Annotated in this window: 17 protein-coding genes and 1 pseudogene; 10 read left to right on the top strand and 8 right to left on the bottom strand. The window is 73.1% G+C overall.

All coding sequences use genetic code 11. The features are described 5' to 3' along the window. Positions 1–83 precede the first annotated feature (83 nt). Together M8J73_RS29665 and M8J73_RS29660 are read right to left on the bottom strand one after the other, a co-directional pair. On the bottom strand, positions 84–887 hold the full coding sequence (locus M8J73_RS29665; protein WP_055538797.1) for an endonuclease I family protein: 804 nt from the start codon (positions 885–887) through the stop codon (positions 84–86). 229 nt (positions 888–1,116) lie between these two features. Next, on the bottom strand, positions 1,117–1,899 hold the full coding sequence (locus tag M8J73_RS29660; RefSeq protein ID WP_055538798.1) for a TioE family transcriptional regulator: 783 nt from the start codon (positions 1,897–1,899) through the stop codon (positions 1,117–1,119). Between the two features lie 91 nt (positions 1,900–1,990). On the opposite strand from M8J73_RS29660, the gene M8J73_RS29655 reads away from it, so the two are divergent. Next, positions 1,991–3,139, top strand: a complete 1,149-nt coding sequence (locus tag M8J73_RS29655; RefSeq protein ID WP_274757631.1) for an erythromycin esterase family protein — start codon at positions 1,991–1,993, stop codon at positions 3,137–3,139. A 331-nt stretch (positions 3,140–3,470) separates the two neighbouring features. Continuing rightward, positions 3,471–4,814: a phosphatase PAP2 family protein gene (locus tag M8J73_RS29650; RefSeq protein WP_169797814.1), complete on the top strand. Its 1,344-nt coding sequence runs from the start codon at positions 3,471–3,473 to the stop codon at positions 4,812–4,814. Positions 4,815–4,833: 19 nt separating this feature from the next. Here M8J73_RS29650 and M8J73_RS29645 read toward each other — a convergent pair whose 3' ends face one another. Beyond that, a complete protein-coding gene (locus M8J73_RS29645; protein WP_249829291.1) occupies positions 4,834–5,199 on the bottom strand; it encodes a DUF4180 domain-containing protein in 366 nt (121 codons plus the stop codon). A 109-nt stretch (positions 5,200–5,308) separates the two neighbouring features. Between M8J73_RS29645 and M8J73_RS29640 the strand changes: the two genes are divergently transcribed. Beyond that, a complete protein-coding gene (locus tag M8J73_RS29640) occupies positions 5,309–6,511 on the top strand; it encodes an acyltransferase family protein (RefSeq protein ID WP_249829290.1) in 1,203 nt (400 codons plus the stop codon). Between the two features lie 8 nt (positions 6,512–6,519). Here M8J73_RS29640 and M8J73_RS29635 read toward each other — a convergent pair whose 3' ends face one another. Beyond that, complete coding sequence (locus M8J73_RS29635; protein ID WP_055521262.1) at positions 6,520–6,909, bottom strand: VOC family protein; 390 nt, start codon at positions 6,907–6,909, stop codon at positions 6,520–6,522. Further along, positions 6,906–7,199 carry an ArsR/SmtB family transcription factor gene (locus M8J73_RS29630; protein ID WP_055540406.1) on the bottom strand — a complete coding sequence of 98 codons (294 nt, stop codon included), beginning with the start codon at positions 7,197–7,199 and terminating at the stop codon, positions 6,906–6,908. Before M8J73_RS29630 ends, M8J73_RS29635 begins: the two co-directional genes overlap by 4 nt. A gap of 171 nt (positions 7,200–7,370) precedes the next feature. Between M8J73_RS29630 and M8J73_RS29625 the strand changes: the two genes are divergently transcribed. Continuing rightward, a complete protein-coding gene (locus tag M8J73_RS29625; RefSeq protein ID WP_055537680.1) occupies positions 7,371–8,474 on the top strand; it encodes a serine hydrolase domain-containing protein in 1,104 nt (367 codons plus the stop codon). Between the two features lie 160 nt (positions 8,475–8,634). Here M8J73_RS29625 and M8J73_RS29620 read toward each other — a convergent pair whose 3' ends face one another. Further along, positions 8,635–9,144, bottom strand: a complete 510-nt coding sequence (locus tag M8J73_RS29620; protein ID WP_055537681.1) for a GNAT family N-acetyltransferase — start codon at positions 9,142–9,144, stop codon at positions 8,635–8,637. Between the two features lie 189 nt (positions 9,145–9,333). Here M8J73_RS29620 and M8J73_RS29615 point away from each other — a divergent pair, with 189 nt between their 5' ends. Further along, positions 9,334–10,272 (top strand): serine hydrolase, encoded by a 939-nt coding sequence (locus M8J73_RS29615; RefSeq protein ID WP_055537682.1) that lies wholly within the window; start codon positions 9,334–9,336, stop codon positions 10,270–10,272. Between the two features lie 106 nt (positions 10,273–10,378). Here M8J73_RS29615 and helR read toward each other — a convergent pair whose 3' ends face one another. After that, a complete protein-coding gene (gene helR, locus M8J73_RS29610) occupies positions 10,379–12,559 on the bottom strand; it encodes an RNA polymerase recycling motor ATPase HelR (protein ID WP_055537687.1) in 2,181 nt (726 codons plus the stop codon). A 101-nt stretch (positions 12,560–12,660) separates the two neighbouring features. Continuing rightward, entirely contained in the window at positions 12,661–13,902 is a 1,242-nt protein-coding gene (locus M8J73_RS29605; RefSeq protein ID WP_055537683.1) for a glycosyltransferase, read from the bottom strand. A gap of 228 nt (positions 13,903–14,130) precedes the next feature. Here M8J73_RS29605 and M8J73_RS29600 point away from each other — a divergent pair, with 228 nt between their 5' ends. The 5 genes and pseudogenes from M8J73_RS29600 to M8J73_RS29580 form a co-directional block, all read left to right on the top strand. Next, positions 14,131–15,183 carry an esterase-like activity of phytase family protein gene (locus M8J73_RS29600; protein ID WP_055537688.1) on the top strand — a complete coding sequence of 351 codons (1,053 nt, stop codon included), beginning with the start codon at positions 14,131–14,133 and terminating at the stop codon, positions 15,181–15,183. 147 nt (positions 15,184–15,330) lie between these two features. After that, positions 15,331–15,873: an RNA polymerase sigma factor gene (locus M8J73_RS29595; RefSeq protein ID WP_107423926.1), complete on the top strand. Its 543-nt coding sequence runs from the start codon at positions 15,331–15,333 to the stop codon at positions 15,871–15,873. Continuing rightward, on the top strand, positions 15,870–16,733 hold the full coding sequence (locus M8J73_RS29590) for a zf-HC2 domain-containing protein (protein WP_055537685.1): 864 nt from the start codon (positions 15,870–15,872) through the stop codon (positions 16,731–16,733). Before M8J73_RS29595 ends, M8J73_RS29590 begins: the two co-directional genes overlap by 4 nt. Beyond that, complete coding sequence (locus M8J73_RS29585; protein ID WP_055537686.1) at positions 16,730–17,596, top strand: ABC transporter ATP-binding protein; 867 nt, start codon at positions 16,730–16,732, stop codon at positions 17,594–17,596. The genes M8J73_RS29590 and M8J73_RS29585 overlap by 4 nt, the downstream gene beginning before the upstream one ends. Continuing rightward, positions 17,593–18,069, top strand: a pseudogene (locus M8J73_RS29580) (ABC transporter permease); the annotation flags it as partial. The gene M8J73_RS29585 and the pseudogene M8J73_RS29580, both read left to right, overlap by 4 nt.

Genomic DNA, 18,069 nt, shown 5'->3' with positions numbered 1-18,069 from the left:
GCGCAGCGCCCCGACAGCCCCCGGCGACGCGACGGGCTCCCGGCCGTTCGTCGGCCGGGAGCCCGCGCGGCACGGCGCCGCCGCTACCAGATCGCCTCGACCCACTCCGGGTGGTCGATGAACGGGTTCCGGTTGCCCTGGTAGTCGGAGTAGATGAGGTCGTTGCGGCGCTCTTCCCACGCGTCCGGCGGGTCCTCGTCGTTCCAGGCCTTCAGGACGGAGAGTCGGCCGTGGAAGCGGGTGCCGCCGTTGTCGACGGAGTCGTTGGGCTCCAGGTTGGGCCAGCCGTCGTCCCCTTCGTAGCGGACGGCCATGTAGAGGATCATGCGGGCCACGTCGCCCTTGACCGCGTCGCGCGGCTCGAAGGAGTTCGAGTCGATGAGGCTGCCGCCGCTGTTGGTGAAGGTGCTGCCGCCGTTGTCGAAGTCGAGGTTGCCGCGCCGGGCGTTGACCTGGACGTCCTCGGCCCGCAGGTGGTGCAGGTCGGTGCCGGGGCCGGCGGAGGTGCCGAAGTCGCCGTGGGACTGGGCCCACACGTGCTCGCGGTTCCAGTTGCCGGTGCTGCCGCCGTTGAGGGACTTGCTGCGGGAGATGCCGCTGTACAGCAGCTTCACGTTGCTGCTGTTGTTGGGGTCCTGGTCGGTGACCTTCAGCGCGTTCCAGACCGCCGAGTACGAGATGGACGTCTGGTCGCTGATGATCGTGTGCAGCGAGGACTTCAGCGCCGTGCCGGTCTTGCCGATCGCGTTCGCGTAGTACGTGTCGTCGTACGCCGTCGTCGTCGCCGAGGCGGGGGCGGCGGTGGCCGCCGGCAGGACGAGACCGGCGAGCACGGCCGACGTCGCGAGCGCGACCGTCTTCCAACTGCGTATCCGCGCAGCAGGCATGAGGGGTTGTCCCTTCCCAGAGGGCCGCGTGGACGGAGGGGTGGTTCGGGGAGTCTCTGTCTACGCGGGTTGACTGTGTGGGTAATCGAGAGATTGGCATGGACGGGTCATTCCGTGTGTAACCGGCAGGGGGCGGTTCGGTGACGTTTTTGAGAACGCGTCAACTTCGGTTCACTGCAAGCCCGCTGTGCGCCCTGATCCAAGGGGAGACCCTCATTGACGTGCGACGTCAGGAGTGCTGGGGGCCGGCGGCGGAAGGCGCCGAGGCGGTGGACGGCGGGGCCGGGAGGTCCAGGAGGGTCAGGTAACGGCTGACGTGGGTGGCCGCGTTGAGCATGGCGACGCCTCGCGCGGTCAGCCTGTGCTGCCAGTCGTCGAGGGAGGAGGTGAGGGCCTCCGCGCCGCCGGCCGTGCGGATCCGCCGGACCACGGTGGCGATGTGGTCGAGTGGACGGCCGCCGCGCCGCAGTAGATGGGCGAGCTCGGCGTCGCGGACGTCGTCGGCGCGGAAGACGCGGTACCCGGTGGCCGGGTCACGCGCGGGGGCGAGGATGCCCGCCTCCTCCCACTTCCGCAGCGTCGCCGGGGTGACCTCCAGATGGCGGGCCAACTCGCCGACGCTCCAAGGCCGGTGGGCCCCCGGCCCGGTCGGCTCCGCATGCCCCGCGTGCTCCGCGTGCTCCGTCGTCAGCCGGCCGAGGGCGTCCCGTACCGCTTCGAGGGTCTCCCGGTCGCGGAGCAGTCGGCTGTGGCCGTGGTCGACGAGGGTCAGCGCTTCGTCGAGCGCACCGCCGTGGAGCGCGCGCATGATGCGGCCGGCGGCCCCGTGCCCGTACGCCGGGACGAGGGCGAGGAAGGCGCGCAGGGCCGCCGCGTGCAGCTCGGTGTAGACGCGGTAGCCGCTGTCCGTGCGCTCGGCGGGCGGGAGGAACCCGTCCCGCTCGTAGTTGCGGACCGCCTGGGCCGACAGGCCGTGCTCACGCGCGAGATCGGAAGGTCGCAGGCTCGTCATCGTTTGAGACTTTACGGTCATGCCGAGCAGCTGTGCACGCGGAATGCGGCACCAAGTCTCAACCGGACCTTCAAAGATACGATGGAGGCTCATGAGTCAGGACATCCGAGACTTCGTGCCCCCGTCGTGCGACCTTCTGGCGCTCGGCGAACCCACCCACCAGGAACCGGCCTTCGCGCGGCTCCGCAACGACCTGTTCGCCGAGCTGGTCGGGCACGGCTTCCGCTCCGTCGCGCTGGAGACGGATCGCGTGGCCGCGCTCGCCGTGGACGACTACGTCCGGGAGGGGATCGGCACCCTCGACACGGTGATGCGCGACGGCTTCTCCCACGGCTTCGGCGAACTGGACGGCAACCGGCGGCTGATCGCCTGGATGCGCAGGTACAACGAGGGCCGGGCGCCCGGGGAGAGGCTGACGTTCCACGGCTTCGACGCCCCGCTGGAGACCATGAGCGCCCCCAGCCCCCGCCCCTACCTCGAACACGCCGCCGCGTACCTGCGGCACAGCCCGGCCCCCGGCCCGGATCTCGACTTCGCCCACCTGGTGGGCGACGACGAGCGGTGGAGCCGTACGGAGGCGGTCCTGGACCCCGCCCGGTCGGTCGGCGACTCGACGGACGCCGCACGGCTGCGGGTGATCGCGGACGACATGCTCGCAGCTCTCCACGAACGCGCGCCGGAACTCATCGCGGCGACCTCGCGGGACGCCTGGACCCGGACCAGGATCCACCTCACCGCCGTCATCGGGCTGCTGCGCTACCACCGGGAGGCGGCCCAGCGCATCGAGGAGGGCGCGCGGGTGACCCGGCTGTGTGTCACCCGGGACATGCTCATGGCCCGCAACCTCCTCGACATCCGCCGGACCGAGGCCCGCCGCGGCCCGACCCTGGTCTTCTCCCACAACCTCCACCTCCAGCGGAACCCCGGCACCCTGCGCATGGGGGACGCGGAGGTGAACTGGTACGGCGCCGGAGCCGTCGTGGCGTCGCTGGAGGGCGAGCGGTACGCCTTCGTCGCCGGCAGCCTCGGGCGCAGCGAGGCCATCGCGCTCGGCGAACCCGACCCGGACACCTACGAGGGCGGCCTGCAACGCCGGATCTCCACCTGGGCCCTGACCCCGGCCGCCGCGATCCCGACCGCCCGCACCCGCACCGACACCACACCCCCGCAGGGATATTTCCCCCTCAATCGGGCCACCTTGGACGGCGCCGACGCCGTCCTGCACATCGCGGCGGGGTGAGGGTCCCGGCGGACGAACGGACGAACGGACGAACGGACGGGCGGTCGGTCGGGCGGTCGGTCGGGCGGTCGGTCGGGCGGTCGGTCGGACGGGCGGACGGACGGGCGGACGGACGGACGGACGGGCGGACGGGCGGACGGGTCGGGGGCGGCAGGGCAACCTCCGGGGGTGCCCTTTCGTCTTCCTTCCCGGGCCTGCAACCCTGTGTACGACGTGTGACCAGCCGACCGACCCGAACCGTTCACCGGAGAACCCATGCCGTCCAGTGCGAAGAGACCCAGCCGACTGAACGACACCATGGCCGTATAAGTTGATATCCATAGCCTCGCGGGTGTTCTCGCGAATAAGCAGCGGAATCTCCTCCGTCGAATGGCGCCGCCCCCGCGTCCTGCTGTGGGTCGCGGTCAGTGTGACGGCGCTGGGGTTCTTCGTCGCGCTGGAGATCGCCGCCCGCCACTACGGTCTGCCGGGACCGCTCACCAACCAGGCCCGAGAAGTCGTGTTCGCCCCCAAATCGGGGCCGTTGCTGTACGCCAGCATGGCGCTGACGATGGTGGTGCTCACCTGGCGGCAACGACTGATCGCGGCCGCCGTCGCCGTCGGCATCGACCTCGTCTTCTTCCTGGTGCGGTGGGCCGCGGGCGCCGACATGATGTTCGGCAACGGCGCGCTGTGGGTGATCCTCGGCTGCGCCGTCATCGCCCTCACCCGCCGCACCGGCCGGGACAGAACCCTGCTCCTCAAGGGGGTCGGGCTGGGGCTGCTGCTGGTGGCCGGCCGCAAGACCGGTGACACGTGGCTGCTCATCACCTCCAAGACCCAGCCGCTGGTGCTCGACCAGTACCTGGCCTCCGCCGACCACGCGCTCGGCAACCCGTCATGGCTGATGGGCCGGCTGGTCCGGGCCACCGGACCCGTCGGCACCCACCTCCTGGACTGGATCTACATCCAGCTCGCGGTGGCCGCCGTCGCCGTCGCCCTCTACCAGCTCCGCCATGTGGTGGCCGAACGCCGCTTCCCCCGCCACCACCTGGTGCGCACCTTCCTGGTGATCGGCCTCCTCGGCCCCGGCATCTACATGATCTTCCCAGTGGTGGGGCCGGTCTTCGCCTACGGCGGCGGCGCCATGGGAACCGGCGGCGAGCACTGGGCCGTGGCCGACCTGTGGCCGCACACGGCCCCGCCGATCGGCGTCCCGGAGGCCATGCCGTACGACGGGATCACCCCCCGCAACTGCATGCCCAGCCTGCACACCGCGTGGGCCACCGCGATCTTCCTCCATTCCCGCGGCGGCCCCCGAGCCCTGCGCCACGCGGGCACGTTCTGGCTGGTCGCCACGCTCTGCGCGACGCTCGGCTTCGGCTACCACTACGGGGTGGACCTCATCGCAGGTGTCGTGTTCACCCTCACCATCGAGGCGGCCCTGCGCACCTACGACCGGGGCTGGGACCGCTCGGGACTCCAGCTGGTCGCCTACGGCTCGACGGTGTTCGTGGCGCTGCTGGTGTCGTACCGCTGGCTGCCGGAGGAGATGGCCAGGTACCCGTGGGTCGCCGGACCGATGCTGCTCACCGCCATGGGGTCCGTGATCTACGGCTACGCGCGCGTCGCCGGGCGGTGGGAGCCGAAGGCCGCGCCGCTGCCCAGGCCGGAACGACGTCTCGAACTGGTGTGAGCGGCACGGCGGGCCGGTCTCAGCCCCTCAACCGCTCACCCAACTCGTCGAGGTCGGACACGAACCACGTCTGACGGTTGCGGTTGCACTCACGGACGAAGTCCCGCAGGGCCGTACTCGCCGTCGTGTGGCGGGAGATGTCGCCGACGACGGCGAGGCCCACGCGGTACTGCACGAACTTCTGGACGATGTCGCCGGCGACCCGGGTCCGCAGCTGGAAGAACGACTCGTCGAACCGCTCGACGGGGACGACGACCCACGCGGCGCCGTGGTACCCGGCGTCGCCGATGAGATCCAGCACATCGCTCTCGCAGGCGATCGGCTCGCCCTCGGGGGCGCACAGCAGCACGGGCACGTCGTGGATCGTCCGCAGGGTGATCGTCATGGACGCCGAGGCTACGCGCCGAACGGGCCCCCCGGCCACGCGTTTCCCGGCGGAGGAACCCTGTCGTCCGTACGCGCCGGTCCTCCACACTGGGCCCGGGGGAGGGGAGATGGACCCGGAGGCTGAGCCACGCGCGGCGGCGCCCGCTCCTCGACGCGGGGAACTCGACGTACTGCGCGCCCTGGTCGTGCTCGGCCTGGTCTTCTTCCACGCGGCCCTCGTCTTCTCCCCGGACGACGACTTCTACGTCAAGAACGGCGACACGACCGACGTCGTGACCGTGCTCGCCGGGCTCGGCGTGGTGTGGGCGATGCCCATGCTGTTCCTCGTCGCGGGCCTCGGCGCCCGGCACTCCCTGCGCCGCCGCGGCCCCGCCGGGTTCGCCCGGGAACGCCTGCTGCGCCTCGGCGTGCCGCTCGTCTTCGCGTCCCTCGCCCTCAACCCGCTCCCGCAGTGGCTGCGGCTGAGGGCGGCGGACCCGGCGTACGACGAGTCGTACGGGCGATTCTGGCTGCGTTTCCTCACCGTGCAGCCGGACCTCGCCGACTTCCCGTTCGTCGTCGACGGCCGTTACTTCGAGACGGGGCACCTGTGGTTCGTCGTGCTCCTGCTCGCCTTCTGCCTCCTCCTCGTGCCGGTCGCCGGGCTGCTCGCGGTCGGCGGGGACCGCATCGCGGCGGCGGTGCCCCGCCACCCGTCCCTCCTGTTGCTCCCGGCCCTCCCGCTCGCCCTCGTCAACGCGTTCCTCGGCATGGAGGAGAGCTTCGCGGGCTGGAACCGCTGGGCCTATCTGCTGTTCTTCCTCATGGGGTACGCCCTGGCCGACGACCCGCGCGTCCGTGCCGCCCTGCGCCGGGTCGCCGTGCCGGTCGGTGTGCTCGGCCTCGCCCTGTTCGCCGCGACGGCCCCCGGCTTCGTCGCCGCCGGCGACGAGGACCCCTTCACCTCCTGGGCGCCGCTCGCGCTGCTCACCCGGGCCCTGTTCGGGGCGGCGGGCTGGTGCTGGGTCCTGGCGATCCTGGGCCTGCTGGACCGGCGGCGCCCCTCCGCCGGGCCCGTCGAGGGCGCGCGCGGAGGCGGGCGGGACGTATGGCCGTACCTCTCGCTCGCGGCGATGCCGCTCTACGTCCTGCACCAGCCGGTCGTGGTGGCCTTCGCCTACGGGGTGGTGGGCTGGAGCGCGCCGATCGCCGTCAAGTACGCGGCGATCGTGACCGGTTCACTCGTGGTGATCCTCGTGGCGTACGAGTACGGGGTGCGCAGGACGCGGGTGACGCGGTTCCTGCTCGGGATGCGCCGCCCTCCGGGGTAGTGCGGGGCCTACGCGCTGTGGACGAGCTGGATCAGGTTGCCGCAGGTGTCGTCCAGGACGGCGGTGGTGACCGGGCCCATCTCCAGCGGCGGCTGGGTGAAGCGCACGCCGAGCGCGCTCAGGCGGTCGTACTCCGCGGGGACGTCGTCCACGGCGAAGGACGTGGCCGGGATGCCGTCCTCGACCAGAGCCGCCTTGTACGGCCGCACCGCCGGGTGGCCGGAGGGCTCCAGGAGCAGCTCGGTCCCCTCGGGCTCCTCCGGGGAGACCACGGTCAGCCACCGGTCCGTGCCGCCCATCGGGACGTCGTGCTTCTTCACGAAGCCCAGCACGTCCGTGTAGAAGCGCAGGGCCTTCTCCTGGTCGTCGACGAAGACGCTGGTGATGTGGATCCTCATGGGGTGCTCTCCGGTCCGTCGGGCCTGAGCCATCGGGTCATGATGCGCTCCAGGGGCTCAGTGTTCAGATCATGGAACTTGTAGCGGCCCTGGCGGCGCGTGACGACCAGACCCGCTGACTCCAGGACGGCCAGATGCTGGCTGATCGCCTGCCGGGACAGCCCGAGACCGTGCTTGGTGACCAGCCGCGCGCATATCTCGAACAGCGTCTGCCCGTCCCGTTCCACCAGCTCGTCGAGGATGCGCCGCCGGGTCGGGTCGGCCAGCGCCTTGAACACATCCTCCGCCATGCTCTCCACGATAGGCAAGCAATGACTTGCCTATCAAGCGGGTGGCGCGGGACGACCGGGGCGTCAAGGGGGCCCGCCCCAGGAGCGATGCGGGGGTCCGGCGCAGTGATCTCGGCGGCCGGGGCTGGGAGGGTCGGGGGAGACGCACGTCTTCACCCAGGGGGAACACAGATGCGCCGCACACATCGTGCCGTGACCGCCGTCCTGCTCGCCGCCACGCTCATCGGGGTCTCGGCCCCGATGGCCGCGGCCCGGCAACCCGACCCCGTGCAACGGCAGTTGGATCTGCTCGTCGAACGGGACGGGGTGCCCGGGGCCCTCGCCCACGACGGGAGGACCACCCGCCGGGCCGGGGTCGCGGACAGGGTGTCGGGGCGGCCCATGGTCGGGCCCGCCGGCCGGTTCCGGATGGCCAGCAACACCAAGGCGTTCACCGCGACGGCGGTGATGCGCCTCGTCGCCGACGGACGGATACGGCTCGGCGACCGGGCGGGCACCTATCTGCCGCAGCTCGCCCGACGCGACATCACCGTACGGCAGTTGCTGATGCAGACCAGCGGGCTGCCGGAGTACGCCACGCTCGTCGACTGGAGCAGACCCGGCACCGAGGAGGAGTACCTGGCCCTCGCCCTGGCCGAGGAGCCCGTCTTCCCGCCGGGCACCGACTGGGGGTACTCCAACACCAACTACCTGGTCCTCGGCATGCTGATCGACAAGGTCTCCGGCACCGACTACCGGACGTACGTCGAGCGCGTGATCCTGCGCCCGCTGCGCCTGGACCACACCTACTGGCCCGCGCCCGGCGAACTGACCCTGCGTGGACCGCACGCCCGCAACTACGGCATCCACCCCGCGCGCCCCGAGGCCGGCCACGTCGACGTGACCGAACTTCCGGGGTACGAGTTCGGGGCGTCCGGCGGGCTCGTCACCACCCCCGGCGACCTCAACGCCTTCTGGGACGGCCTGTTCGGGGGCCGGCTCCTGCCCCGCTGGGCGGTGCGCCTGATGACCTCCGACACCAGCGACGTCGGCGGCCACGACGTCTACCCGCCGGGCAGCCGCTACGGCTACGGCGTCTCCTCCACCCCCCTCAGCTGCGGCGGCTCCTACTGGGGCCACGGCGGCGACCTCCCCGGCAGCTCGGTCGCCGGGGGGCGGGCCACGGGCGGCCGGGGCACCGTCACCGTCTACACCACCACCTGGGCGGCGGCGGGCGACAGCCTCCGCCATCTGCAGGGCGCGGTGGACGCGGCCCTCTGCGCCGAGGACCACTGAGCGGGCAGGGGGCGAGTTCTGGCGGGTGCGGGTGGTCCGTGGTTTCTCGCGCGGTTCCCCGCGCCCCTGAAAGGGGGCCGGGGCCGCGCCCCGTGCCTCGCACGCGCCGCCACAGCGCTCGCGTGCGGAGGCGAGGGTGCGACGCCCCGCACACGCCCGGTCAGATGCCGAACGGGGCCGCGTAGTGCACGGTGCCGCTCGGCAAGGGGTGCGCGGGGTCGAGGGCGAGGGCCATCAGGGCCTCGTCGGGGACGTCGACGGTCAGGCGGATGCCGTGCAGGGAGGCGCGGCCGAAGCCGAACCGCGGGTAGTACTCCGGGTGGCCCAGGACGACGACGAAACGTTCGCCCCTCGATGAGGCGGCCCGCAGCGCGGCCCGGACGGCCGCCGCCCCCGCGCCGGTCCGCTGACGGTCCGGCAGGACCGCCACCGGGGCCAGGCACAGCGCCGGAGTGCTGTCGACATGGCAGCGGGTCAGCAGCGCGTGGCCGACGACCGCGCCGTCCTCCCCGGTGGCGACGATCGACAGGCCATCGATCCAGCCGGCGTCGGCGCGCAGCGCCTCGACGAGGTCGGCCTCCTCTGGCCGCCCGAACGCCGCCAGGGTGACGGCACGTACGGCGGGGATGTCCGCGTCGGTCTCGGCGCGCGTGGTCCACGACTGGGGCATGACGGGTGGATGTCCGTTTCGTTGGCGTTCAAGGGGGTGTCGCCCGGGACCGCTGGCACCGGCCGCGAAACTGTGCTGGAAATCACGAACTGACGTGCAACTTTCGGTCATCTTTGCGAGTCGAGTGGGGTGAACGCGCCACAAGTGCGTTCGCCGTCACTCAAGGGGGAAACCTTAATGACTCACCGGATGTCCCGGACGCACCGGACGTCCCGCGCGGCCCGTGTGCTCGCCACGGGCCTAGGGGTCGGACTGCTCGTACCGCTGGCCGTCGCCCTCGCGCCGAACGCGGTCGCCGCACCGCCGCCGGTCACCTGCACCTCGGACAAGGCGGGGCTGGCCGAGAAGCTCCAGAAGGACATCGCGGCGGCGGTGGCCAAGCGCAAGGGCACGATGGCTGTCGGGGTCTACGACCGGACCACCAACACCACCTGCACCCTGCGCGGCAGTTCCGCGTACGACTCGGCCAGCGTGGTGAAGGTGACCGTGCTCGCGGCGCTCCTGTGGGACGCCAAGAAGTCCGGCCGGTTCCTCACCGACCGCGAGACCAAGCTCGCCACCGCGATGATCACCAAGTCCGACAACGCCGCCACCAGCACGCTGTGGAAGCAGCTCGGCATGACCAAGATCAAGGGCTTCCTGGTGGCCGCCAAGATGACCCAGACCAAGCCCGGCGCGAACAACTACTGGGGCCTCACCCAGATCACGGTCCGCGACGAGCAGCGGCTGCTCGCGCTCCTCGCCGAGAAGAACACCGTCCTCAGCGACAACGCCCGCGCCTACGTGCTGAAGCTGATGAACCAGGTCGTCTCCTCGCAGCGCTGGGGCACCCCGGCCGGTGCGCCGTCCTCGGTGAAGGTGCACGTCAAGAACGGCTGGCTGTCCCGGGCCACGCACGGCTGGCGGGTGCACTCCGTCGGCGTGTTCCAGGGCGGCGGCCGTGACTACCGCATCACCGTCCTCACCCACGGCAACCCCGACATGACGTACGGCGTGAACAGCATCCAGGCCGTCGCCAAGGTCATCCACAAGGACCTGGTGCCCGTGACGAGCGCGGCGAGCGCGCAGCGTTACGTGCCGACCAGCGACCCCAAGGAGGCGTTCGTGGCGGTGCCGCCGACTGGCTGATCCGGCGCCTCGCCGGCCGGCGGAGACCCGCCGGCCGGTGCCCGCCCGCCGCCTGTGTCCGACCGCCCGCCGTCGACGTCCGACCAGCGTCGACGGCGCGCGGGCGTCAGCCGCTCGTCAGGACGACGAGCCGCTGGGTCGCCCGGGTCATCGCCACGTAGTGGTCCACCGCTCCCTCGATGCCGGCGCCGAAGTCCTGCGGGTCGACGAGGACGACCAGGTCGAACTCCAGACCCTTCGCCAGCTCGGGGGTCAGGGAGCGGACCCGTGAGGTCGCCCGGAACGAGGGATCGCCGATGACACAGGCGGTCCCTTCGCCGTGTGCGGCGAGCCACTCCTCCAGGATCGCGTCCCGCCGCTCGACGGACCCGTGCAGGACGGGCACGCCACCGCCGCGGATGGACGTCGGGACGTTGGCGTCCGGCAGCGCCACCCGGATGACCGGCTCGGCCTCCGCCATGATCTCCGCCGGTGTCCGGTAGTTGATGCTCAGAGAGGCCAGTTCGACGCGGTCGAGACCGACCCGCTCCAGCCTCTCCCGCCACGACTCCGTGAACCCGTGCCGGGCCTGCGCCCGGTCCCCGACGATGGTGAAGCTCCGCGACGGGCAGCGCAGCAGCAGCATCTGCCACTCCGCGTCGGTCAGTTCCTGCGCCTCGTCCACCACGATGTGCGCGAACGGGCCGGCGAGCAGATCAGGGTCGGCGGTGGGCACCTCGGACTCGTCGACCAGGCTCACCCGCGCGTCCGCACCCCGCAGCATCACCACGAGGCCCTCCCCGTCGTCCCCGTCGGCTCCGGAGACGGCCGCCGCCTCGATCAGGTTGTCGACGACCTGTTCCATACGGACGCGCTGCGCGGCGAGGACGGCCTCCCGGCGGCGCCTGCGCCGGGCGGTCTCCGGGTCGCCGAGCCGCTGCCGGGCCGCGTCGAGGAGCGGCAGGTCGGACACCGTCCACGCCTGAGGGTCCCCCGCCCGCCGCAGCCTGCGTACGTCGTCGGGCCCGAGCCAGGGCGCGCACCTGCGCAGATAGGCGGGTACCGTCCACAGGTCCGCGACCAGGTCGGCCGCCTCGATCAGCGGCCACGCGTGGTCGAAGACGGCCAGCAGGTCACGGTCCCGTGCCAGCGCCTTCCTCAGCAGGTCGGGCGAGGTCCCGTCGTCGTGCTTGTCGTGCTTGTCCACCAGGATCGTGAGGAGTTCGCCCCACACCTGCTCGCGGGCCTCGTTGTGCGGGGTGCCGGGCTCCGCCGCCGCGAACGCCTCGGCCCAGTCGTCGGGGCTCACCCACACGTCCGACCAGTGGGTCTCGACCAGCAGCCCCTTGGTGGGCGGCTCCTCGTAGAACCGGACGGCCTCCTCGATGGCCCGCACCATGCCGGCGGACGCCTTCAGCCGGGCCACCTCCGGGTCGGCCTCGACCCCGGCGCCCTCGCCCTCGGCGACCAGGTCCCGCAGCACACAGATCCGCACCCCCTCCTCACCGAGGCTCGGCAGGACGTCGGCGACGTACGACAGGTAGGGCCGGTGCGGGCCGACGAAGAGGATGCCGCCGCGGCGGTGGTCGACACGGGGGTCGGCGTGCAGGAGGTAGGCCGAGCGGTGCAGGGCGACGACGGTCTTGCCGGTGCCGGGACCGCCGTCGACGACGAGGGCGCCCCGGGAGCCCGCGCGGATGACGGCGTCCTGGTCGGCCTGGATGGTGCCGAGGACGTCCCGCATCCGCTCCGACCGGTTGCCGGCGAGACTCGCGATGAAGGCGGACTGGTCGTCGAGCGCGGCATGCCCCTCGAACCCGTCCGGGGTGAACACCTCGTCCCAGTAGTCGCTGATCCGGCCGTCCGTCCAGCGATACCTGCGGCGGCTCGCCAGCCCCATCGGGTTGGCGTGGGTCGCCCCGAAGAACGGCTCCGCCGCGGGGGACCGCCAGTCGACGAGCAGCCGGCGGCCCGTGCTGCCGGTGAGGCCGAGCCGTCCGATGTAGACGGGGTCGGTGCCGTCCGCGCCGACCATGCGGCCCAGGCACAGGTCCAGTCCGAAGCGGCGCAGGGTGCGCAGCCGGGCGCTCAGCCGGTGGATCTCCGCGTCCCGGTCCATCGCCTGCCTGCCCGTGCCGCCCGGCGCCCTGCGCTCGGCGGCGAGACGGGCGGACACCTCGGCGATCGTCTGCTCCAGGCACTCCGCGACGGCCGCCAGATGCCGCTCGTCACCCGCGATCAGCGCCGGGTCGGCCTTGGCGGCGAGACGCTCGGGAAGGTCGAACGCGCTGGTGGACAGGGAATTCACGGCGACTGACTCCGATCTGGGGCGGACCCCGGTGTGCGGCACGGGCGTGGGGAAGCGGCTCACGCGGACCCGGATGTACGGCACGGGCGCAGGGGTACGGCTCACGCGGACCCGAGGGGCGTGTCCGCGTCGGCCCCGGCCGCCCCGTCGAGCAGCAGCCGCGCGGCCACCGTCGTGCCGTCGGTGCGGACGGTGGTGGCGACCGCCTTGGCCCGCCGGCCGGTCTCGGGGGCCAGGGCCGCCTCCAGCGCCGCCGACAGGGACGCGTACGTCGGGACGGGGCCGTCGTGGGCCACGCCGATGCCCAGGTCGGCCACCCGGCCCGCCCAGTACGGCTGGTCCACGACCTGGGGCACGACCACCTGCGGTACCCCGGAGCGGGTGGCCGTCACGGTGGTGCCCGCGCCGCCGTGGTGCACGACGGCGGCCACGCGGGGGAACAGCGCCTGATGGCCGACCTCGCCGACGGCGAAGCAGTCGTCCCGGTCGTCGATCGGGCCGAGCCCGGCCCAGCCGCGTCCGACGAGCACCCGGCGGCCCCGGTCACGGACCGCCTCGACGGCGATCCGGGCGATGTCCGGCGACCGCATGGCCATGCTGCCGAAGCCCACGTACACCGGGGGCTCGCCCGCCTCCAGCCACGCCGACAGGTCCTCGGGCAGGGGGCGCTCGTCCGGCAGCAACCACGCGCCGGTCTGCACCACGTCGAGGTGGGTCAGCCCCTCGACGGGCCCGAGGACCGGGTCCGCCGCCAGCCACGGCCGGTCGGTGAAGACGTGGTCGCGGACGTTGTCCACCGGGGCGAGGCCGATCGCCGCCCGGTGGGTGTTGAGGGCCTCGCCGTACAGGGCGTTCACCCGCTGGGCGTCCAGGTCCCACAGCGCCCGGTTGTCCGTCATGCCGGGCGGGGCCGGCGGGCCGGGGCGGCCCGGCGGCGGGAAGTGCGGCGACGGCAGCCCCAGCGGATGGAAACCGGCGTACACGTAGCGCAGGCCGTGCAGCTCGGCGACGGACCGGGCGCCGGCGGGCAGCAGTCCGGTCGCCACGAGCGCGTCGCACCCCTCGGCCGCCGCGCCGACCGTCTCGAAGTGCGCGGCGACCAGAGCGGACGCCAGCCGGAACGCGTCCTGCCGCGTCGGCGGTTTCGCCCCCACCGCCAGCGCACGCACCGACGGACCGAACGGCACATGCGGGACGCCGACCCTGGCCAGCAGCTCCGCGAACTCCTCGTCCGGGGGCGCGCACACCACCGCCTCGGCACCGAGTTCCCGCAGCCGCACCGCGAGTCCCGCCAGCGGCTCCACGTCCCCGCGCGATCCGTACGACATCAACAGCACACGCATGAAGTGCCCCCCGTCTTCCCGCCGATTTCCCGTCGACCACGGCTTCGGCCGGTGATTGTGCGGGACGGAGGGGGCCTTGCCGCAAGGCCCCCCATGCGCTATACGTTGAGAGTGGCAAGGAGTGCGTGACTCCTTGCCTTCGCTGTTTCCGGGGCTCGCGGCGGACGGATCCGGCCGATTCACGGGGAGTCCACCTCGACGGCATCGAGCCGCCCTACGGTGACCGCCATGCGCCCGACACCCCCTTCGACGACCCGCCTGCGGACCGCACTGGCCGCCGCCACCGCCGGTCTCGCCGCGGCCGCCTGTCTCACCGCCGCCGGACCGGCGAACGCCCAGGCCGCCAGGGCCTGTTCGCCCTCCGTGTCCATCGCCGGCTACTCCGACGCCCTCGACAAGACGACGTACGGGGACGCCTTCGTCGGCAACTTCTCCGCCCTCGCCACCGACACCGACGGCTCTCTCCTCGCGCTCTCCGACCGCTCCGCCCTCTTCGCCCTCGACGCCCGCACCCTCAGGCCGAGAGCCGTGGTGCCGCTGGCCACCGACACCGGTGCCGCGCTCGACGCCGAGGGCCTCGTCGTCGACCGGGACGGCACCCGCCTGGTCGCCTCGGAGACCGAGCCGTCCGTACGCCGGTACGACCGTACGGGCCGCCCGCTGGGCGACCTGCCGGTGCCCGACGCGCTGAGGGTCGCCCCCGCCGGGCGGGCCACCGCCAACCAGACCTTCGAGGGGCTCACCCTCCTGCCCGGCGGACGCACCCTCCTCGCCACCATGGAGGAGGCGCTCGCCGGCGACACCACCGATGTCGTCCGCTTCCAGACCTGGCGGCGGCACGGCGGCGGCCGGGACTTCCGGCTCGGCGCCCAGTACGGCTACCGCGCCGACACCGGCCTCGGGGTCGTGGAGGCCGCCGGGCTGCCCGGCGGGCGGCTGCTCGTCCTGGAACGCGGCTTCACCGCGGGCGTCGGCAACACCGTCCGCCTCTACCTCGCCGACACCCGCCGGGCCACCGACACCAGCGGCGTCGACGTCCTCACCGGCGGCGACGACGGCGTACGGCTCGTCCGCAAGACCCTTCTCGCCGACCTCGTCAACTGCCCGAGCCTCGGCGCCACCGCGAAGCAGCCGCAGCCCAACCCGCTGCTCGACAACATCGAGGGCATAACGGTCACCGGGCACCACCGAGGCCGCCTGGACGTGCTGCTCGTCAGCGACGACAACCAGAACGCCGCCCAGACGACCCGCTTCTACGCGCTGCGGGTCCGCCTGCGCTGAGTCGCCCGGCCGATTCCCTCGGCCGTTCCCGTGCCCGTTGCCGGTCGAGGGGTCCCGCCGTACACGTCGGTGGGGCCCCTCGACCGTCGGGGGAGAGGCCACGTGAACCGTTGGGGCACCCTCGTCCGATGAGGGGGTGTGAGCGAGATGAAGCGGGGGAGTCCGGGCGACGCCGAGCTGATGCGGGCCGTCGCGGACGGCGACCGTCGCGCCTTCGAGGAGCTGTACCGCCACTACGCGCCGTGGCTCGGCTTGCGGTTGCGCGGGCGGTGCGCCGATCCGGTGCTGGTCGACGACGTGGTGCAGGAGACGTTCCTCGACGTGTGGCGGGGAGCGGCCCGCTACCACCGGGAGGGCGATGTGGCGGGCTGGCTGTGGCGGATCGGGTCGCGTCGGCTGGTGGACGCGCTGCGCGGCGACGGCGCCCGCGGCCGGCTGCGGCAGGCGCTGGCCCGGCTGCGCCACCGCGACCAGGCGTCCGCCGAGGAACAGGTGCTGGCCCGGGTCCGCCACGGCGACCTGGCGGGCTCGCTCGCCGCGCTCTCGCCGGAACTGCGGGCGGTGCTCCAGGCCACGGTCATCGACGGACTGACGACCCGTGAGGCGGCCGTCCTGCTGGGCATACCGCCCGGCACGGTCAAGACCCGGGCCATGCGCGCCCGGAAGCAACTGCGGGAGGGCCTGGCATGAGCTGGCACACGGACGACGCGGACCTGCGGGAGTACGCCGCCGGAGCGCTGGCGCCACCCCGACTGTGGTCCGTCGAGACCCATCTCGCCGCCTGCGCCGACTGCCGGACGGCTCTCGGGTCCCATGTCCCGCCCGCCGCGACCGACTTGGGCTGGGCGCGGCTCGACGCCGCACTCGACGCCCCGCGACCCGGCCCCGTCGAGTCGCTGCTGATCCGGTTCGGGGTCGCCGACCACACCGCGCGGCTGCTCGCGGCGACCCCGCTGCTGCGGGGCTCCTGGCTCGGCGCCGTGGTGCTCACCCTGGCCCTCGCGGTCGTCGTGGCGCTCAACGCGTCCCCGCTGATGCTGCTGGCCACGGCGCCGTTGCTGCCGCTGGCGGGGGTGGCCGTGTCCTTCGGCCCCGGCCTGGACCCGATGTACGAGACGGCCGTCGTCGCGCCGATGCACACCTTCCGGCTGCTGATGGTGCGGACCGTCGCCGTGCTCGCCACGACGACGGCGCTGAGCGCCCTGGCGAGTCTGGCGCTGCCGTCGCTCGGTCTCGCGGCGCTCGGCTGGCTGCTGCCGGCCCTCGCGCTCACCTCGACCGGCGTCGCGCTGACCGCCCGGCTGGGGCCCGTCCTCGCGCCCGCGCTGGTCGGCGGGGCCTGGGCCGCCCTGGTGGCGCTGAGCCGCCTGCTGGCGTCCGGCACACCGCTGCCCTTCACCGCCGAGGGCCAGGGCGGGGCGGCGGCGGTCGCCGTGGTGGCGACGGTGCTGCTCGTGGCGGCACGCGACCGCTTCGACAGCGGGGCCCTGCCCGGCCCGTCCTTCCGATCCTCGCGCACCCTTCGATCCGCAGCCAGGAGGCTGTCATGACACGACCCACGGTCTCGGCCGCCGGCCTGACCCTGAGCTACCGCGGCACCAGGGCCGTCGACGAGGTGACGCTGCGCCTCACCGAGGGCGTCACCGGCCTGCTCGGGCCGAACGGCGCGGGCAAGACGACGCTGCTGCGGATCCTCGCCACGGCGACCGTGCCGGACAACGGCGCGTTCACCGTGCTCGGCCACGACCCGAGCACCGTCACAGGGCGGCAGGACGCCCGCCGGGTCCTCGGCTATCTGCCGCAGAACCCCGGCTTCCACCCGGACTTCACCGCCTTCGAGTTCGTCGACTACGTGGCCATCCTGAAAGAGCTGACGGACCGGCGGACCCGGCATGCCGAGGCCCGCCGGGTCCTCGACGCGGTCGGGCTCGCGGACGTGCGCGGAAAGAGGATCCGGAAACTCTCCGGCGGGATGAAGCAGCGTGTGGCGCTGGCCGCCGCCCTGGTCGGCGACCCCGGCTTCCTCGTCCTGGACGAGCCCACGGTCGGCCTGGACCCCGAGCAGCGGATGCGGTTCAGGGAGCTGATCGCGGAGGCCGGCGAGGGCCGCACGGTGCTGCTGTCCACCCACCAGACGGAGGACGTCGCGATGCTGTGCCACCGGGTGGTGGTCATGGACAAGGGGCGGGTGCGGTTCGACGGCACCCCGGCCGAGCTGACGGCGGTGGCCGACGGCCGGGTGTGGCGCAGCACGGAGCGGCAGCCGGGCGCCCGGGCGGGCTGGCGCACCGGCACCGGCGAGTTCCGCAACGTCGGGGACCCGCCCGAGGGCGCCCGGCTGGTCGAGCCGACGCTGGAGGACGGCTATCTGCTGGCCCTCGGCGGCGACCCGGTGACGGAGGTGGCGGTATGACGGCGCTGACCCGGACCCCGGTCACCGCGCCCGCGCCGCCGTCGGCCGGGGACGGCCTGCGGGCGGTGCTCGCGCTGGCCCGCGTGGAGGCGCGGCGTCTGCTGCTGCACCCCCTGGTGCTGGTCTCGCTGGCGGGGTACCTGGCGCTGCTGCTGTGGCCGGGCGGCGAGCCCGAGGACGCCTACCCGGTGCTCCAGGACGTCGACCGCGAGACCCAGTTCGGCCAGCTGCTGCTGGGACTCGCGGTGATGATCGCCGCGAACCTGGGGGTGCTGCGCTCCCACCGGCGGGGCACCGACGGCTCCTTCGCGGTGCTGGTGGTGCAGCCGTGGCGGCGGACCTGCGCGCATGTCCTGTCGGTGCTGCCGACGGCGCTCGTCGGGGCGCTGGTCGTGGCCGGACAGTTCACCGCCGAGGCGCTGAAACCCGGTGCGGTCGGCCACGGCTCGGTGTTCGAACTGGTGACCGGGCCG

Origin of the sequence: Streptomyces neyagawaensis (genome assembly GCF_023516595.1) — a bacterium.
In the GTDB taxonomy this organism is placed as follows: domain Bacteria; phylum Actinomycetota; class Actinomycetes; order Streptomycetales; family Streptomycetaceae; genus Streptomyces; species Streptomyces neyagawaensis.
The sequence above is the reverse complement of the archived record's forward strand: the minus strand, read 5'-3'. Positions and strand labels throughout refer to the sequence as shown.

Coding starts and splice junctions, on each gene's coding strand:
- M8J73_RS29665 (WP_055538797.1), bottom strand. CDS start 887: ATGCCTGCTGCGCGGATACGCAGTTGGAAGACGGTCGCGCTCGCGACG.
- M8J73_RS29660 (WP_055538798.1), bottom strand. CDS start 1,899: ATGACGAGCCTGCGACCTTCCGATCTCGCGCGTGAGCACGGCCTGTCG.
- M8J73_RS29655 (WP_274757631.1), top strand. CDS start 1,991: ATGAGTCAGGACATCCGAGACTTCGTGCCCCCGTCGTGCGACCTTCTG.
- M8J73_RS29645 (WP_249829291.1), bottom strand. CDS start 5,199: ATGACGATCACCCTGCGGACGATCCACGACGTGCCCGTGCTGCTGTGC.
- M8J73_RS29640 (WP_249829290.1), top strand. CDS start 5,309: ATGGACCCGGAGGCTGAGCCACGCGCGGCGGCGCCCGCTCCTCGACGC.
- M8J73_RS29635 (WP_055521262.1), bottom strand. CDS start 6,909: ATGAGGATCCACATCACCAGCGTCTTCGTCGACGACCAGGAGAAGGCC.
- M8J73_RS29630 (WP_055540406.1), bottom strand. CDS start 7,199: ATGGCGGAGGATGTGTTCAAGGCGCTGGCCGACCCGACCCGGCGGCGC.
- M8J73_RS29625 (WP_055537680.1), top strand. CDS start 7,371: ATGCGCCGCACACATCGTGCCGTGACCGCCGTCCTGCTCGCCGCCACG.
- M8J73_RS29620 (WP_055537681.1), bottom strand. CDS start 9,144: ATGCCCCAGTCGTGGACCACGCGCGCCGAGACCGACGCGGACATCCCC.
- M8J73_RS29615 (WP_055537682.1), top strand. CDS start 9,334: ATGTCCCGGACGCACCGGACGTCCCGCGCGGCCCGTGTGCTCGCCACG.
- M8J73_RS29605 (WP_055537683.1), bottom strand. CDS start 13,902: ATGCGTGTGCTGTTGATGTCGTACGGATCGCGCGGGGACGTGGAGCCG.
- M8J73_RS29600 (WP_055537688.1), top strand. CDS start 14,131: ATGCGCCCGACACCCCCTTCGACGACCCGCCTGCGGACCGCACTGGCC.
- M8J73_RS29595 (WP_107423926.1), top strand. CDS start 15,331: ATGAAGCGGGGGAGTCCGGGCGACGCCGAGCTGATGCGGGCCGTCGCG.
- M8J73_RS29590 (WP_055537685.1), top strand. CDS start 15,870: ATGAGCTGGCACACGGACGACGCGGACCTGCGGGAGTACGCCGCCGGA.
- M8J73_RS29585 (WP_055537686.1), top strand. CDS start 16,730: ATGACACGACCCACGGTCTCGGCCGCCGGCCTGACCCTGAGCTACCGC.